Raw genomic sequence first — 17037 nt, 5'->3', positions numbered from 1 at the left:
GGTGGACACGGCCGCGGCGCCGCACCGTCCGCAGGACAGCCGGCCCGCGCAAGCTGCGGACAGGCCCGTCGACGCAGCGCCCGAGCCCACCCCAAGGCGGCCCCCTGCCCCGCCGCCCGCTGCGGCCGTGACCGAAGCGCCGCCACCGGCCGGCGTGGCCACCCCGGCCATCACCGGCCCCACGACCCGGCCCGCCCCTGCCGCCTCGCCCGGCGAGAACGCACTGCTGCCGATGGCGGGCCGCTACCGCCTGCGCCTGCCGGCCAGCGCACGCCTGAGCTTCACCTCGCCGGGACGGGCGGACGGCCAGGCCTACCTCGACTGGCGCAGCGACGACAGCGGCTACAGCCTGGAATTCGACGGCATCCTCGGCCGCCTGTCCAGCCGCGGCATCAGCGGCGATACCGGCATCGCGCCGGCCCTCGCCACCGAAATCCGGGCGGATGGCAGCACAAGCACCAGCTTCGATGCGACAACGGGCGAGGTCCGCTTCCAGGGCGCCGGCAATCCCGCGCCGGGCGCGGTCGGCATGCAGGACCGCGCTTCCGTGCTGGTGCAGCTGGCCGCCATCGCGCTGGGACGGCCCGAGCAGCTGCAGAACGAGATCAGGATCGTGGTGGCCGGCGCATCGCAGGTGGGGGTCGAACGCTACCAGGTACTCGGCCAGGAAGAGGTCGACACCGGCATCGGCAGCATGCCGGCCTGGCATCTGGCGCGGCTGGCGGCGCCCGGCGAAGCCCGGCTCGAACTGTGGCTGGCGCCTTCGCAGGACTGGCTGCCGGTGCAACTGCGCCTGAGCGGTACTGACGGCAGGGTCGAGACCCAGACCCTCAGCGGGGCCGTGCGCGCGGCCCCTGCTCCCTGATCCGCAAGTCCAGCCGATGCCTTAGTTGCGCACCCGGCGCCAGCCGGCGCGGTGGGCCTCGACGTCGCTGGCGCGCGCCACGCTCGAGGTGATGGTATTGCCGTCCGCGGTGGTGGTGACCATCTTCAGGGCGCCCGAGGGCAGGCGCACGATGATGAAGCCGACCGCCGCCGAATTGCCCGACAGGGACTGGCCCGCGATCGCGCCGATGCCCTGCTGGGTGTTGACCGGCGCCGCCGTGCAGACGTTCAGCTGGTAGACGTTGCTGCTGCCGCCGACCTTGCACGAGGACGAGGACGAAGGAATATTCGACACCACGGTCAGGGTACCGGCCGCCACCTTCGGGTCGAGGTTGACGCGTTCGCCGGCGTTCTGGTCGAGATCGAAGAACCAGCCGGCCTGGCTGCCGAGGTTCACGGCCGGGCCGCTGATCGTGTAGGCCTGGGTGCCGGCCGGACGCGCCAGCGACTGCTTGGCCATCGAGGTCGAATTGCGCCAGCTGGCGGCGCCGATGCCGGTGCCGCTGTCCTTCAGCACGTAGACGCTCTGCTTGCTGGTATCCGCGATATCGGGCAAGTCGAGCAGGCGGCCGGTGCCGAACACCACGACCTTCTGCGCGCCCACCGTGGTTTGGCCGGAGGCGTCGGTCGAAGTCACCTGGCACAGGGTGACCTCGGGGCGACTGGTGACGGGCTGGCCGGTGCCGGCGTCGCCCATCTGCAGCACCGTCGGGTTGCCGCCGGCGGTAAAGTCGAAGCGCCACATCTTGCCCTGGTTGTCGCCGCCGTAGACATAGGTCACCAGCGGGTCTGTGAGCGGATTGTTGGTGATCGCGGTGATCTTGGCCAGGCCCGAGGGCGTGGTGGTGTCGCCGACATTGGTGCTGGTCTTGCTCAGCACCTGGCCGCTGGCCACGTCGACCACGTACAGGTAGCCCTTGCCGTTGCCGCCGAAGCCGGTGGACGGCACGTTGTTGTAGCCGGAGGTCAGGAACACCACCCAATGCTCGGTGCCGGAGGCATCCTTCCAGGTGCCGAACTGCGGGTTGCCGAAGCTCAGGCCGATGTCGGCGTCGAAGCGGTTGCCGGTGCAGACTTCCGCGTCGGCGCAGAGCTCCCACAGCGCGGACGGATTGGCGGGGTCGGTGACGTCGACCGCATAGTAACCGCGACCGCCTCCGTTCAAGCCGGCCACCACCACCGAACGCCAGATGCCATTGATCTTGACGTCGCCGAGTTCGGGCGAACCGTCGGTGGTGAACTGGTGGTTGGTACTGTAGGTCGTGCCGGCCTGCTGGTACAGCTTCTTCATGGTGATGCGCGGGACGTAGGCCCACAGCTCGCTGCCGTTGGCGGCATCGAAGGTGTGCAGCATGCCGTCGTTGGCGGCAACGAACACCACCGGCTTACGCGCCGCATTGTCGACCTTGAACTTGCTGTAGCCGGTGGCCGTGTAGTTCTTGCGCGGCTCGCGCTGGTAGGCCGGCTTGGACGAGGCAATGTCGCCGAGCACGATCGGCAGCACCTGCGTGACGCCGTCGTCCTTGGGGTTCGACAGCGTGTAGGCGCGCAGGCGGGTGTCGTCCGCATACTGCTGCTGCCCGCGCAGCCAGGCGACGATATTGCTGCCGTTGTTGACGACCAGGCGGTCGGCGGCCGACAGGTTGGAGCACTGCGCGAGCGCGCCGCACTTGTTGTCGAACCAGGCTTTCTCGGTGGCGTTCATCCCCGCGTACAGGAAGTCCTTGAGGCCGCCGTTGTCGACGTCCAGCATCTTGATGCTGCGGGTATCGGTAGATGCCGCCACCTTGGCGCCGACCGTATTGCTCGAGTGCCAGGCGATGGTCTTGATGACTTCCCCGCTGACCGGATCGAGCTTGCGGTCGGTGAGCACGCCGAACCATTTGACGGTGGTGAAGGTGGCCGAGAAGATGTCGTTGTCCTCGAGCGTGATGTTGGGGGTCGAGGTGGCCGATGCCGCGGCCGCGCCGACGTGCACTTCGATGTTCGCCAGTGCCTTGCCGAGGCCGGTCACGACTTCGGCCGGGTCATTGGCGCTGAAGTACTTGCCGTGGCCGTTGATCGCCGCGTGCCACAGGTCGTCGACCCGCTCCTGGTAGGCCGCGCCGCCGCTGGCATCGCCGGTGTTCGGGTCCGGCCACACATAGGCGCCCTTGTTGTTCCAGGGGCAGCCGGTGGTGACGCCTGTGACCAGCTTGTAGAAGTCCGATCCTTCGGTGGCGCCGGTGTCGTACTTCGGGTCGAAGGCCATGATCCCGTCCACGCCCAGGCCGAGCGCGTAGGTGTTCATATGCAGGTGCTGGTTGTCGCCGGCGGCGGCCGGCACCACGCCGTCCTTGCTCATGTCGTCGATATCGGGGCGCAACGAGGTGGTACTGGTGCTGGAGCCGCCGTTGTACCAGTGCAGTGCGACGTCGGCCAGCGAGGCCGCGGTCTGGGCGCGCGGGTCGACGCAGCCGAGACGCTTGCTGCAGAAGCGAGCCAGGTTTTCCACGTTGTCGCTGCTGGAGACGCTGGTGGCAGCGCCGCCGTTCCAGTAGCCGTCGGTCGTGACGAAGGCGAAGTTCTGCTGGCAGGGATACTCGATCACTTCCGAGCCGGCCGGCCGCTGGAACTTGCCGAGGTTCGCATACATCCTGCCGACCGCGTTCAGGGCCAGGCGCATCGGGGTCGAGCCGGATGCGCTCATCTTGTACAGGGCGTTGTACCAGGCGGTACGGTTGGCGCCGGTGAATTCGGCGGGATAGGTGAAGCCGTTGGCGGTCTCCGGCTGGGCCGCCGCGTTCGACAGCGAGACGATGCCGACCTTGTAGTTGCCGTTCAGCGCCTGGAAGGCCTGGCCGACCGCCGTCTTCATCATCTGGTTGCGCGTCTTGTAATAGGCGTACCAGTTGGCGAAGTTGGTCATCTCCTCGTCGTAGGTGCAGGTGCTGCCGGCGCAGTCGGTGCGCGCCGGCGCCTTCGGATAGCTGTTGTTGGTCGAGACGATGTCGGTGCGGACGAACACCGGCGCACCGGCGCCGATGGCGCTGGCGGTGGTCGGGATCACATCGCTTTGCTTGCTGGTGATGGTCTTGGTCTGGGCGCTGACGCTGACCGCCCAGCCGTTGCGGCTGCCGTCCGCCACCACCGTGCAGTCCGGGCTGTCCTTGGTGGCGCCGCTCGGGCAGACGATCGGCACGATCGCGACCACGTTGCTGGTGCCGAGGTTGATGCCGTAGGTCGAGCAGGCCGGCACCGAGGAACTGGTCGGCGCCTGCACACAGGCCAGGTACTGGTTCTTCAGGCCGGTCTTCGCGATGATCGAGGCGGCCAGCGCGGTGGCCAGGCTGGCCTGCTTGGACAGGGTGGTGGTGCCGCCGACCGCGGTGATCGCGCCGCCGGTGATGACGACGGTGCCGCCGGACTCCGCCACCGAAATGCTGTTGATGACCAGGTCGCTGGTGGTGCTGGAGGCGCCGATGGTGACGGTGCCGTAGGCCGCGGTCACCGTGCTGGCCGAAGTCGAAAAGCGTGGATAGATGTATTTGTCGACCTTCGTGTTGACGTACTTCGCCTGGCAGTCGCTCATGCTGGTGCTGTTGCACCAGCGGACCTTGGCTGGATAGGGATAGCCTGCCGGCGCCGGCGAACCGACCGCGACGCCCTTGCAGTTGATCAGGCCCGCTTCCTTGCAGTACTCGGCCACGTTGATGGTGTAGTAGTACGGCGCCGTGGTGTAAGGCGTCGAGGTCTTGTAGGTGCCGTCCGGATAGGCGTAGTTGGGATTGCCGTACAGGCAGGTCTTCGAGTTGCACCAGCCGAGGTCCGGGAAGCCGCTGGCCAGGTTCGACTTGCTCTCGCCCTGCATCGAGATATTGCTGTTGTTGATGCCAAAGCCGTCGGTCGGCACCGAGGTCCAGTTCGTGGTCTGGGTACGCGTCATCGACGCATAGGAGTTGCCGAGGTCGTCGACCGGCGGCGTGTAGCGGATCGCCGGGTTGTAGTACTGGCGGTTGAAATCGGCGCTGTTGAACGGCGGGTAGCCGGGCGTGCAGTTGGTGGTGCCGCTCGCCAGCGTGGACCCGGTGCGGCAGCTGGTCGAATCGACGATGTAGTCCGGCGTATAGGTATAGGTCATCGAGCCCGAGTTATCGTACAACAGCATCAAATTGGGCTTGACGTTGCCGCTGCCCGAGATATTCAGCAGCGGCAGTTGGGCGATATTGGTCGGGGCCGCGGACGCGCCGAGGGCGAGCACGAGCAGGAACAGGAAGGCGAAGAGTCTTTTCATGGGAGGCCTGAGCTTAAACGCCGATCAGCACGATCATCTGGTTGATCACATTGCTGCCGCGCGGACCGTTGATACGCGAGGCGATCACATAATGAAGTTGCGGCGCGCCGTCGTAGCTGGGGGCATCGGCGGCCAGGCTCTCGCCCAGCGCCACGGCGTTGCCAAGGCTGCCCTTCACCGACGAAGTCTGCACGCAGCGGTTGTCCTTGCCGTCGTAGCGGCCGTCGCGCGCGCACAGGCGGTGCACCACGTAGTCGATCTTGTTGCCGTCGGCATCGGTGACGGTCTTGGCCGAGTCCCAGAAACCAGCGTCGCGCGGGGTCACCTTGGTGTCCAGCGAGGAGTGGTAGCCGTCGGCGAGGTCGTCGGCTTCGAGCGCGGTCTTGTTGCTGGCGGCGGTCGTGCTCAGCCACTGGAAGCCCTGGTGGAGGCCGAGGTCGGCGGCGCGGTTGAGGGTGGCGTCATAGGCCAGGTTACCGGTCGCCAGCGCGGTCGAGTGGCTGGACCTGAGCAGGTACACGCTACCCAGCAGCATGACGGCGAGGATGATCAGCATCACCGGCAGTGCCGCACCCTGCTCGCGCGCGCCCCCAAGCAGGCGGTACGTCTTCTTCATTACGGCCTCCACACGAAGTTACGCAGCGGGACCACGGTCTCGAACACGCGGTAGCGGTAGCAGCGCCAGTCGACGCTGTCGCCCGGCACCGCCAGGCTGACCTTGACCGGCGCCGCGGCGGCGCTGCCGGTGGCGTTGGCGAACACCTGCAGCGGCGCCGGCGTGGCGGTGCAGCTGGCGCCGGCCGCCGGCGACTCGGGCGACTTGCTGCGCGCGACCACGGCCAGGCGCACCGCGGCGATACGCAGGTAGTCGCCGGCGCCGCCGGTCACGCCGTCGCCGTCGGCGTCGATCATGGATGCCGACCACTGCTTCACCTGCATGCCGGCGTCCGGCGTGAAGTTCATGCCGGCGCGGTTGTCGAAGCCGTATTGCGCCTTGATCGAGACGATGTCGCCGGCGACGGCTGCAGCATTGGTGCCGGCCCCATCGAGGTCGGTCGAACGCAGCTGCAGGAAGCCGTCCGCGACCGACCAGGTATGGAAGGACAGGGATTCCGGCGGGCCGAGGTTGAACACGCGCGAGACGCCGGCGCCGAAGCTGGCGCCCAGCGCCCCGCTGTTGTAGCGGTAAGCGTCGTCCTGGTTGACGTCGATCGATTGCTGGGCCGGCAGCGCCGGCAGCGCGTCGGGATCGGACGACACCTGGGCCAGCGAGCACTTGCCGCCCAGCTGCTCGGGTACGACCACGATCACGTCGCCCTGGCGGAAGCCGTAGGGCCGGCGGTCGACCACGATGCGGGTGCCGTTGGTGTAGCCGGACAGCAGGCGCAGGGTGCCGGTGCCGGTGATCGAGCTGCCGGCGTAGAAGCTGATGCGGTCGGGATTCTCGCCGTTGGTGGCGGCGTTGGCGTTGGCGCCGGCCGCCTGCGGCTCGATGATGATGGGTGCCAGCGGCTGCACGGCGGCGCCGCCGACGTTCACCGAGGCCAGCGTGTAGCCGCCGGTGTCCTTGAAAATGGTGTTGCAGCCCGCGATCAGCGGGTCGTTCAGGCCATAGCCGGCCTGGGCGGCGTCGCCGCTCATCGAGAACAGCGCCAGCATCCCGTTCTGCATCGCGTCCGAGCCGCCGACCGCATGCCGCTGGGTGCTGTCGGCGCTGGTCACCAGGCGCACCGCGAACAGCAGCGCCAGCATGCCGATCACGATGCTGACCATCAGCTCGACCAGCGAGAAACCGCCCTGCGGTGAGCGCATGTGCTTCCTCATTGCTTGCTGCCCGAGACGTAGGAGGTGACGCGGTACTGGTTGGCCTTGGCGCCCCCTTTACGGGTCCAGGCGATCGCGATATCGATCCGGCTGCCGGAGGCGTCGGTGGCCGGCGTCACCGTCACGCTGATGACGGCCGACGGAATCCGTTTGACGGTCGCGTCGAACCAGGGCTTCAGCTGGGTGCTCGGCGCGGCCCTCTCGACCACCGCATAGGACGTCAGGTTGGCCTGGTCGGTGGCCATGGTGCCAAGCAGCGATTCGGCGGCCAGCGTGGCTTCCGTGCGCATCGCCGAATCCTCCAGTGCCGAATAGGACCGGGCCTGCAGGCCCAAGGTGCCGATCAGGCCGATGGCGAGGATGACCACCGCGACCAGGGCTTCGATCAGGGCGAAGCCGCGCTGCGCGCCCGGCTTCGGCATGCGCGGGCGGCTCATCGCGGGCACCTGCGGCGGTCGGGCGCGGCCACGCCCGGGTCGCAGCGCGAGGCCACGCCGGCCAGGGTCAGCGACACCGCCATCGGCGTGAAGCTGACCGAACCGCCGGCCGTGGGCGACAAGGTGATGCGTGCGATCTGCGGCGAGATCCGGGTGTCGACCCAGCCGAGGGCAGTGAAATAGGCGGCGTTGGCGCCGGAAGGGCCGACCACCAGCGCGACCGCGCTCGACGAAGGCAGGCCGTCGGCACTGCGCACCACCGACTTGTCGCCCTGGGCCCCGCGCGGATCGCCGGCCGCCGCCGCGGTCGGGGTGGACCAACCGGTGCTGGCGTCGTCGCAGAGGTCGTCGCTGCTCGGGTAGCAGAGATCGACCCGCCACTGCAGCTGGCCGGAGGCCGGATGGTCGTCCAGCACCAGCCGGCTGGCGGTGTTGTGACTGATGGCCTGGTTGCGCGCGAAGGCGAAGCCGTCGGCGTAATAGCCGGTGGCGGCCATGGCCTTGCGTCCCACCAGCCAGCTGGACATGCTGGGAATGCCGACGCCGGCCAGGATCCCGATGATCGCGACCACGACGGCCGCCTCGACCAGGGTGAAGCCGCTGGCGCGCGGCGCTGCGGGGCTTATTGCACGCACCGGCCGTCCTTGCGGTCGATCCAGCAGGTGGTGCTGGTCGACCAGCCGGTGGGCGCCTTCGGCGTGGCCCGGTTGCCGTTCTGGTCGATGGTGAAGGAGAAACCGGTGGCCGGGCCCTTGCCCGCCGCGGTGACCACATAGCTCGAGGCGTCGCCGCTGGTCAGGACGTAGCCGAAGTTGGCGCTGTCCGGCGGCAGGCGGTCGAAACTGGCGTAGGTGTGGTTGTTCGACCAGAATTCCTCGGCATTGGTCTGCACGGTGCCGAGGCCGGAATACGCTTCCGCCAGACGCGCGCGCATCACGTGATTGTTGTAGGCGGGGATCGCGACGGCGCTCAGGATGCCGACGATGGCCACCACGATCATCAGTTCGATAAGGGTGAATCCGCGCGCCCGCGCAGTCGTACGGATGGTGCTCGACATAGGAATTCCCGGAAAAAACTTGCCCACCGACAATATTAGCGTAAGCGGGGCAATTTTGGGCTCGTCTGGCGACAAAAAACAACGAATTACGCAGGAAGATATGGAACAGACATCGCTATCCGGCATGCAGGGCGCGCGCCATGTAGAGCGCACCGTCCGGATAGCTCAGCAGCGCCCGCGCCCCCTGCCCGCCAGGCGCCAGGCCGTGGGCGGCAAAACCCAGTCCTTCCCAGAAGCGGCGCGAATCCTGCACCGCCACCAGGGCCGACCAGGCCAGGCCGCGCGACCGTCCGCGTTCCAGCAGGCCGCCGGCCAGCCGCCGCGCCAGTCCCTGGCCGAGCGCACGCGGCGCCACCGCCATGTCGTGGATGTACAGGGTGTCGGCATCGGCGGCCGACTGGAAGGCGGCATCCAGCGGCGTGACCGCGCCGCGCCGCGACGCATAGGCGAACACATAGGCGCAAACGCCCTCGGCGTCGCAGGCGACCAGGCAACTGTCCCGCGCCGCCCGAAGGCGCGCCAGCACGATATCGGCCGGCTCCTGCATGGACGGCGGGTAGCAGGCGGCCTGCACGGCCAGTACGGCGTCCAGGTCGTCTTCGGTCATCCACCGCGGCGTGGCCGGCGGCGTTGGCTTTGTCGTGATATCTCGGCGGTTCGGCATGGCCCGGCATTATGCCCGATCGGGCGCTTCACGGCAGCTCCCGGCGCCGGGCACCCGACTAAACAAACAGGGTAACGCGTCGCCGTCCGGCTTCCCCTTCGCCTTCTCTGCTCCATGCGTACTGGGTAAGCGGGACCGTGGCATGGCGTCTGCACGACATTTGTTTAGTAAACGCTATAAACAGGAGGTCCGGGATCGTGCGCTTGTTGCTGACCGAAAAAAATCGGGCTATGTTTCCGGAATAACAGCAAGGAGACACGATGGGCAAGCGCATTTCTCTCTCCGCCATTTCACTGGCGGCCGGCCTGCTATGCGCCGGCGTCGCGGGGGCCGCGGCGCCCGGCAGCCGGGTGGCGGAGGTCAACGTCTTCGTCGGCACCGGCGGCGACGGCCACACCTTCCCCGGCGCCACGCGGCCGTTCGGCATGATCCAGTTGAGCCCCGACACCCAGGTCCGCCACTTCAAGCAGAGCTATCCCTGGGCCGCCGGCTACCGCTACGAAGACGACTCCATCCTCGGCTTCTCGCATACCCACTTTTCCGGCGCCGGCCACTCCGACCTCGGCGACGTACTGCTGATGCCCACCAGCGGCGAGCTGAAACTGGAGCCCGGCTATCCGGAACGCCCCTTCAGCGGCTACCGCTCGCGCTTCTCGCACAAGGACGAGCATGCAGAGCCGGGCTACTACGCGGTCAAACTGCTCGACAACGAGGTCGGCGTCGAACTCACGGCCAGCGAGCGGGTCGGTCTGCACCGCTACCGCTTCAAGCCGGGATCCGAGGCCCGGGTCGTGCTCGACCTGCGCAGCAGCATCTACGACTGGTACGGCAAGAACCTGTGGTCGCGCCTGCGCCTGCGCGGGCAGGACACGATCACCGGCATGCGCGAGACGCGCGGCTGGGCACCGGGCCGCCAGCTGTATTTCGCGATCCGCTTCTCGCGCCCGCTCCAGTCGCACCAACTGATGAACCGCGAGGAAGGCGTCGAGTACCGCGGCTTCGCTTCGCCCGGCAAGACCCCGCTTGACAAAATCCTGGTCGAGGGCAAGGCGCTCGAGGCGGCGCTCGACTTCGGCAAGCTCGGCGACGCTCCGCTGCTGGTGAAGGTGGCCGTCTCCGCCGTCAGCGAGGATGGCGCCCTGGCCAACCTGGACGAGATGCCGGGCTGGGACTTCGACAAGGAACGCGCGAACGCCAGCGCAGCCTGGGAGCAGGCCCTCGGCGCCGTCGACATCGAGGCGCCGCAGCCGATGAAGCGCATGGTCTATACGAGCCTGTATCACAGCCTGCTGGCGCCGAGCCTCTTCATGGACCGCAGCGGAGCCTACCGCGGGCCGGACAACCAGGTCCACCAGGCGGACGGTTTCCGCTTCCACTCCACCTTCTCGCTGTGGGACACCTACCGCGCCCTGCATCCGCTGCTGACCCTGATCCAGCCGGAACAGCGCAACGCCGACTTCGTGCGCTCCCTGATCGCCTCCCAGCAGGCCAGCCCCTACGGGATCCTGCCGGTGTGGCAGTTCGCCGGACTCGAAACCTGGTGCATGATCGGCTACCACGCGGTGCCGGTGATCGCCGACGCCTACATGAAGGGCATCCGCGGCTTCGATCCGGAACAGGCGCTGCGGGCGATGACCGCCAGCGCGGAATACGGTCCCTACGGCGGCCTGCAGCACTACATGAAATACGGCTACGTGCCGATCGACCTCGAACCGGAGGCGGCCTCGAAGACCGTCGAATACGCCTTCGACGACTGGACCATCGCGCGCATGGCCGAGAAGATGGGCAAGAAGGACGTGGCCGAACGCTATTACAAGCGGGCCCAGAACTGGCGCAATGTGTTCGATCCGAAGACCGGCTTCGTCCGCGCCCGCAAGTCGACCGGCGAGTTCCGCACCCCCTTCGATCCGGTGCAGTCGAACTTCGGCAGCGACTATACCGAGGGCAGCGCCTGGCAGTATTCCTGGTACATGCCCCACGATAACGCGGGCCTGGTGAAGTTCCTCGGCGGCGACGCCGGCCTGGTCAGCAAGATCGACCAGGTCTTCGACGCCAGGGTCGATGCCAACGTCTACGCCCACATGGAAGACATCTCCGGCCTGATCGGCCACTACGCCCACGGCAACGAGCCTTCGCACCACGTGGCCTACCTGTACAACTATGCCGGCGCACCGTGGAAGACCCAGGGGCGCCTGGCCCAGATCGTGGCCAGCCAGTACAAGGATGCGCCGGATGGCCTGGCCGGCAACGACGACCTGGGCCAGACCTCGGCCTGGCTGGCCTTCACGGCGATGGGCTTCTATCCGGTGGCGCCGGGGACCAACGAGTACGTGATCGGCCGTCCCTTCGTCGAGAAGGCCACGCTGAACCTGCCGAACGGCAGGCAGTTCACGGTGCGCGCCGTGAACCTGTCGGACGCCAACGGCTACGTCGGCAGCGTCACCCTGAACGGCAAGGCGCTGGCGCGCAGCTATCTGCGCCACGAAGACATCCTGGCGGGCGGCGAGCTGGTATTCACCATGCAGCCGACCCCGAACACCAACTGGGGCAAGGACAAAACCGCCCGCCCCTACACGCAAACGGCCTACCAATGAAACCGACTCTCTTCGCCGCCGCACTCGGCCTGGCTGCCATCGCCAGCTTCCACGTCCAGGCCGCCCCGCTCGACCATGTGAACCCGCTGATGGGCACCGACAGCAAGCCCGAACTCTCGAACGGGAATACCTATCCCTCGGTCGGCATCCCCTGGGGCATGAACTACTGGACGCCGCAGACCGGCAAGATGGGCAATGGCTGGGCCTATACCTATACGGCCGACCGCATCCGCGGCTTCAAGCAGACCCACCAGCCTTCGCCCTGGATGAACGACTACGGCCAGTTCGCCATCATGCCGGTGACCGGCGCCAAGCGCTTCAAGGAAGACGACCGCGCCAGCTGGTTCTCGCACAAGGCGGAGCTGGCCAAGCCGGACTACTACCGCGTCTACCTGGCCGACAGCGACGTCACCGCCGAGCTCACGCCCACCGAGCGCGCCGCCCAGTTCCGCTTCACCTTCCCGAAGACCGAGCAGGCCTGGGTGGTGATCGACGCCCTCGACAAGGGCTCCTACGTAAAACTGATCCCCGGCGAGCGCAAGATCGTCGGCTACTCGACCCGCCACGCGGGCAAGCCGCTCACCAACTTCCGCAACTGGTTCGTGATCCAGTTCGACAAACCCTTCAAGAGCGGCGAAGTATGGGACGGCGACAAGATCCTCGCCGGCGCCCAGGAAGCGAAGGTCGACCATGCCGGCGCCATCGTCGGCTTTGCGACCGCCGACGGCGAAAAGGTCGGCATGCGCGTGGCTTCCTCCTTCATCAGCCTGGAACAGGCCGAGCGCAACCTGGCGCGCGAGATCGGCAGCGACGATTTCGACGCCACCCGCGCCAAGGCCGCGAAGCGCTGGAACGAGGTGCTGGGCCGGGTCGAGATCAAGGGCGCCAGCATCGACCAGCAGCGCACCTTCTATTCGAGCCTGTACCGCATGGTGCAGTTCCCGAACAAGCTGTACGAACTCGACGAAGCCGGCAAGCCGGTCCACTGGAGTCCCTACAACGGCCAGGTGCTGCCGGGCCGGATGTTCGCCGGCACCGGATTCTGGGACACCTTCCGCGCCCTCTACCCCTTCCTCAACCTGATGTACCCGTCGGTCAACCGCGAGATGCAGGAAGGCCTGGCGAACGACTTCAAGGAAGGCGGCTGGCTGCCAGAATGGTCGAGCCCCGGCTATGCCAACGTCATGGTCGGCAATAACTCGGCCTCGGTGGTGGCGGAAGCCTGGCTCAAGGGCCTGCGCGGCTACGACATCGAGACCCTGTGGCAGGCCCTGGTCCACGGCGCCAACAACGCCGGACCGATGGAAGCCGTCGGCCGCGCCGGCGTCGAGGACTACAAGCGCCTCGGCTACGTGCCCTACGATTCCGGCATCAAGGAAAACGCCGCCCGCACCCTCGAATACGCCTACGACGACTTCGCCATCTACCAGCTCGGCAAGGCGCTCGGCAAGCCGCAGTCCGAGATCGGCGTGTATGCCGAACGGGCCCGCAACTACCGCAAGCTCTTCGATCCGGAAACCGGCCTGATGCGCGGCAAGAACAAGGACGGCAGCTTCCAGGCGCCCTTCAATCCCTTCAAGTGGGGCGATGCCTTCACCGAGGGGAACAGCTGGCATTACACCTGGTCGGTGTTCCACGACGTCGTCGGCCTGATCGAACTGATGGGCGGACGCCAGGCCTTCGTCAACAAGCTCGATGCTGTGTGGACCATGCCGCCCGTGTTCGATGACAGCTATTATGGCCAGGTGATCCACGAAATCCGCGAGATGCAGATTGCCGGCATGGGCCAGTACGCCCACGGCAACCAGCCGATCCAGCACATGATCTACCTGTACGACTATGCCGGCGCCCCCTGGAAGACCCAGTACTGGGCGCGCGAAGTGATGAACCGCCTGTACCGCGCGACGCCGGACGGCTATTGCGGCGACGAAGACAATGGCCAGACCTCGGCCTGGTACGTGTTCTCCGCCCTTGGCTTCTATCCGGTCACGCCGAGCAGCCCCCAGTACGCGCTGGGCGCGCCGCTGTTCCCGGAAGCCGTGCTGCACCTGGAGAACGGCCGCAAGGTGAGCATCAAGGCGCCCGGCAACAGCGACACGAAACGCTACGTGGATGCCCTCAGCATCGACGGCAAGCCGGTCAGCCGCAACTGGATCGGCCACGATGAGCTGATGCACGGCGCCCAGCTGGAGTTCCGCATGTCGGACAAGCCGAACCAGCGCCGCGGCACGGCCGCCGCCGACGCGCCCTACTCCTTCTCGCAGGATCCTTCGGAGAAACGCTGATGACCGTCACCGTCCGCGATCTGGCGCACCTCACCGGCTGCTCGATCGGCACGGTGTCGCGCGCCCTGAAGAACCAGCCCGGCCTGGGCGAACCGACTCGCGCGCGGATCCTGTCCGCCGCGCGCGAGCTGGGCTACGACTTCAACCGCCTGCGCCTGGGCGCGATCCGGCGCATCGCCTTTTTACTACACGAGCAGCACAACACCCTGTCGTCCAGCCCCTTCTACTCGCCGGTGCTGCAGGGCGCCGAACAGGCTTGCCGGCGCGCCGGCGTGGCCTTGTCCTTCTACGTCGTGCACCCGGGCGAAGCGGTGGCCGAGCTGGTGCGCGCCCAGCAGCCGGACGCCATCCTGTGCGCCGGCTACTTCGAACCGGAGCTGGTGGCGGTGCTGCGCGACAGCGGAAAGCCCCTGGTGCTGGTCGACATGCACCTGCCCGGCTTCACTTCCGTCAATCCCGACCACCACCTGGGCGGCTACCTGGCCACCCGCCACCTGATCCGCACCGGCCGCCGCCGCATCGCCATGATCGCCGGCTCGCTGGCCCACTACAGCATCCACCAGCGCGAGCGCGGCTACCGCAAGGCCCTGTTCGAGGCCCGCATGCTGGCCGATCCGGAACTCGAAGTCCACGTGCCCGGCTGCGCCGACCCGGCCGAGGGCGTGCGCCAGGCCATGCTGAAGCTGCTGGCCATGAAGCCGCGCCCCGACGCCCTGTTCTGCTACAACGACAGCGCGGCCCTGACGGCGATGCAGACCTGCCTGGACGCCGGCCTAAAGGTCCCATCCGACATCGCCATCGTCGGCTTCGACGACATCAGCGCCGCCGCCCAGGCGATCCCGCCGCTGTCCAGCATCGCAATCGACAAGGAAGCCCTGGGCGCCGCCGGGGTCGCCCTGCTGCTGGACAAGCAGAACGCCGAACAGACCCTGCCCGTGCAGCTGATCGTGCGCGAGAGCAGTTACGACGACTGAGGCCGCCCGGCCAGCTTCGGCAGGGAGCCCAGCTTGTCCGGGTTGCGCACCACGTAGATGCCGGCGATGCGGCCCTCGCGGATCTCCAGTGAGGTGACCGAATCCGGCTGGCCGTCGCGCCAGGTCAGCAGCCCCGGGGCGCCGTTCACTTCGATCAGCTGGTGGTGGCCGCGGTCCGTCCACTTGCGTTCGATGCCCACCACCAGGCGCGCCACGCGGTCGGCGCCCAGCACGGCGCGCACCGTGGTCTTGGCCTTGCCGCCGCCGTCGCCCATATAGCTCACATCCTCGGTCAGCAGTTCCTGCACGCGCGCCGCCTCGCCCGAGCGCGAGGCCTCGACGAACCTGGCCAGCAGCGCCAGGTGCTGCTCGCGCCCGACCGCGAAGCGCGGGCGCTCCGCCCGCACTCGCTCGCGCGCCCGCTGCAGGATCTTGCGGCAGGCCGCCTCGGTCTTGCCGACCATCGCCGCCACCTCGTCATAGCCGAAGTCGAATACCTGGTGCAGCAGGAACACGGCGCGCTCCTCGGGGCCGAGGCGCTCCAGCATCAGCAGGAAGGCGGTCGAGATATCGCCGGCCGCTTCCAGCGCGGCCTCGGGCGACTCGGCGCTGTCTTCGACCAGCGGTTCCGGCAGCCAGGGGCCGACATAGCGCTCACGCTCGAGCATGGCGCCGCGCAGGCGGTCGATGGCCATGCGGGTCACCACCGTCACCAGCCAGGCTTCCGGAATCCGGGCGGCGTCGATGCCGCCGTGCTGCCAGCGCAGCCAGGCTTCCTGCACGATGTCCTCGGCGTCCGCGCGCACGCCCAGCATGCGGTAGGCGATGCCGAACAGGCGCGGGCGCAGGCCCTGGAAAATGTCGATTGTCGTGTCCATGATCATTAGACGGTACGGGCCGCAGGTTTGTGACAGCAAAAAAACTGTCACAAACGGCGCGACCGCTTCGACTAAGGAGTGTAAGCCAACCAAACTGAAGGAGTACACCATGCAACGCCTCGATTTTTACAAAGCCTCGCCGTCCGCCTACAAAGCCCTGCTGGGCGTCGAGAACTATGTCCGCGAGTCCGGGCTCGAACACAGCCTGCTCGAACTGGTCAAGCTGCGCGCTTCCCAGATCAACGGTTGCGGATACTGCGTCGACATGCATGCCGCCGATGCGCGCAAGGCCGGCGAAAGCGAACGCCGCCTGTACGCGGTGGCCGTGTGGCGCGAGACGCCCTTCTTCAGTCCGCGCGAACGCGCCGCCCTGGCCTGGACCGAAGCCCTGACCCGGTTGTCGGAACAGCCGGCGCTGGATGCGGATTATGCGGCGCTGCGGGAACAGTTCAGCGAGCGCGAGATGGTCGACCTGAGCCTTGCCATCGGGGCCATCAACAGCTGGAACCGCCTGGCGATCGGCTTTGGCGCGCAGCCGGCGGCATAAAGGGGGAGAATGCGGGTGGCTCAGCTGCCCGCGATCGGGCTGCCGAAGATGCCGACCGCGAGTTCGGCCCAGACCAGCATCAGGGTCAGCAGCAGGCCGCCGCCGATGGCGCGGCGTTGCGTGGCGGTGCGAAGCTTACGGGTCAGCAGGACGTAGAGGCTGCCGATGCCGGCCAGCAGCACGCCGGCGACGGCGAAGTCCAGCACGTCCCAGTTCACCTCTGCGGTGAAGCGCATCGCCACCAGCGGCACCAGCAGGATCGCGCCGGTGCCCAGCAGCACCCGGCGCAGGTCTCTTGCCACAATGCCCTCGTCCCGGGTGCCGAATTTTCCGTTGCGTGCGCGCATGTCCGCTTCCCCGTAATGTTGTTGTGGCATGGTTCTGTCAGAGCGGCGCGGATTGGACCAGGCCGAGGCCCGACTTGGCCAGGGCCATGGCTACCGGGAGGGCGCACAGCACCAGCACCACGCCGATGCGGACCCGGCGGGCGCGCTGTTTCTGCTGCGAAAGACGGGAGAGGCGGAAGCCTTTATCGGTGGTCATGGAATCCCTTTCATGTGCGTTTGAGTATCCTTAATGATAATACGCGCGCTCCGGAACCCGCGACACGAATGGATTG

At 67.4% G+C, this 17037-nt stretch carries 15 protein-coding genes; 5 read left to right on the top strand and 10 right to left on the bottom strand.

The features are described 5' to 3' along the window. The coding region (locus tag AB4Z32_RS25055; protein ID WP_442124574.1) for a DUF3108 domain-containing protein at positions 1-865 on the top strand (865 nt) is incomplete at its 5' end. A 21-nt stretch (positions 866-886) separates the two neighbouring features. Here the strand turns inward: AB4Z32_RS25055 and AB4Z32_RS25050 are convergent. From AB4Z32_RS25050 to AB4Z32_RS25020, 7 genes are all read right to left on the bottom strand, one after another. Next, a complete protein-coding gene (locus AB4Z32_RS25050; protein ID WP_442124573.1) occupies positions 887-5158 on the bottom strand; it encodes a pilus assembly protein in 4272 nt (1423 codons plus the stop codon). 13 nt (positions 5159-5171) lie between these two features. Next, positions 5172-5774, bottom strand: coding sequence for a pilus assembly PilX family protein (locus AB4Z32_RS25045; RefSeq protein ID WP_442124572.1), 603 nt, complete (start codon positions 5772-5774; stop codon positions 5172-5174). After that, positions 5774-6970, bottom strand: a complete 1197-nt coding sequence (locus AB4Z32_RS25040) for a PilW family protein (protein ID WP_442124571.1) — start codon at positions 6968-6970, stop codon at positions 5774-5776. Before AB4Z32_RS25040 ends, AB4Z32_RS25045 begins: the two co-directional genes overlap by 1 nt. Positions 6971-6978: 8 nt before the next feature. After that, entirely contained in the window at positions 6979-7419 is a 441-nt protein-coding gene (locus AB4Z32_RS25035; RefSeq protein ID WP_442124570.1) for a type IV pilus modification PilV family protein, read from the bottom strand. Continuing rightward, positions 7416-8054 carry a pilus assembly FimT family protein gene (locus AB4Z32_RS25030; protein ID WP_442124569.1) on the bottom strand — a complete coding sequence of 213 codons (639 nt, stop codon included), beginning with the start codon at positions 8052-8054 and terminating at the stop codon, positions 7416-7418. Before AB4Z32_RS25030 ends, AB4Z32_RS25035 begins: the two co-directional genes overlap by 4 nt. After that, complete coding sequence (locus AB4Z32_RS25025) at positions 8042-8476, bottom strand: type IV pilin protein (RefSeq protein ID WP_442124568.1); 435 nt, start codon at positions 8474-8476, stop codon at positions 8042-8044. The genes AB4Z32_RS25030 and AB4Z32_RS25025 overlap by 13 nt, the downstream gene beginning before the upstream one ends. A gap of 115 nt (positions 8477-8591) precedes the next feature. After that, positions 8592-9083, bottom strand: coding sequence for a GNAT family N-acetyltransferase (locus AB4Z32_RS25020; protein WP_442124567.1), 492 nt, complete (start codon positions 9081-9083; stop codon positions 8592-8594). Positions 9084-9400: 317 nt separating this feature from the next. Here AB4Z32_RS25020 and AB4Z32_RS25015 point away from each other — a divergent pair, with 317 nt between their 5' ends. The 3 genes from AB4Z32_RS25015 to AB4Z32_RS25005 are packed head-to-tail and all read left to right on the top strand — an operon-like array spanning position 9401 to position 14993. Next, complete coding sequence (locus AB4Z32_RS25015; RefSeq protein ID WP_442124566.1) at positions 9401-11734, top strand: GH92 family glycosyl hydrolase; 2334 nt, start codon at positions 9401-9403, stop codon at positions 11732-11734. Then, positions 11731-14019: a GH92 family glycosyl hydrolase gene (locus AB4Z32_RS25010; RefSeq protein WP_442124565.1), complete on the top strand. Its 2289-nt coding sequence runs from the start codon at positions 11731-11733 to the stop codon at positions 14017-14019. The genes AB4Z32_RS25015 and AB4Z32_RS25010 overlap by 4 nt, the downstream gene beginning before the upstream one ends. Next, complete coding sequence (locus AB4Z32_RS25005; RefSeq protein WP_442124564.1) at positions 14019-14993, top strand: LacI family DNA-binding transcriptional regulator; 975 nt, start codon at positions 14019-14021, stop codon at positions 14991-14993. The genes AB4Z32_RS25010 and AB4Z32_RS25005 overlap by 1 nt, the downstream gene beginning before the upstream one ends. On the opposite strand, the gene sigJ is transcribed toward AB4Z32_RS25005, so the two are convergent. Further along, complete coding sequence (gene sigJ / locus AB4Z32_RS25000; RefSeq protein ID WP_442124563.1) at positions 14981-15871, bottom strand: RNA polymerase sigma factor SigJ; 891 nt, start codon at positions 15869-15871, stop codon at positions 14981-14983. The two genes, AB4Z32_RS25005 and sigJ, sit on opposite strands and share 13 nt — an antisense overlap. Before the next feature lie 109 nt (positions 15872-15980). Here sigJ and AB4Z32_RS24995 point away from each other — a divergent pair, with 109 nt between their 5' ends. Further along, positions 15981-16418 (top strand): carboxymuconolactone decarboxylase family protein, encoded by a 438-nt coding sequence (locus AB4Z32_RS24995; RefSeq protein WP_442124562.1) that lies wholly within the window; start codon positions 15981-15983, stop codon positions 16416-16418. Positions 16419-16438: 20 nt separating this feature from the next. Here the strand turns inward: AB4Z32_RS24995 and AB4Z32_RS24990 are convergent, their stop codons facing one another. After that, positions 16439-16765, bottom strand: a complete 327-nt coding sequence (locus AB4Z32_RS24990; protein ID WP_442124561.1) for a hypothetical protein — start codon at positions 16763-16765, stop codon at positions 16439-16441. Positions 16766-16802: 37 nt separating this feature from the next. Next, positions 16803-16961, bottom strand: coding sequence for a hypothetical protein (locus tag AB4Z32_RS24985; RefSeq protein ID WP_442124560.1), 159 nt, complete (start codon positions 16959-16961; stop codon positions 16803-16805). Between the last annotated feature and the right edge of the window lie 76 nt (positions 16962-17037).

The organism is Massilia sp. 2TAF26 (genome assembly GCF_052115005.1).
GTDB lineage: Bacteria > Pseudomonadota > Gammaproteobacteria > Burkholderiales > Burkholderiaceae_D > Telluria.
Note: the sequence above shows the minus strand (reverse complement) of the source record. Positions and strands in the feature narration are given on the sequence as shown.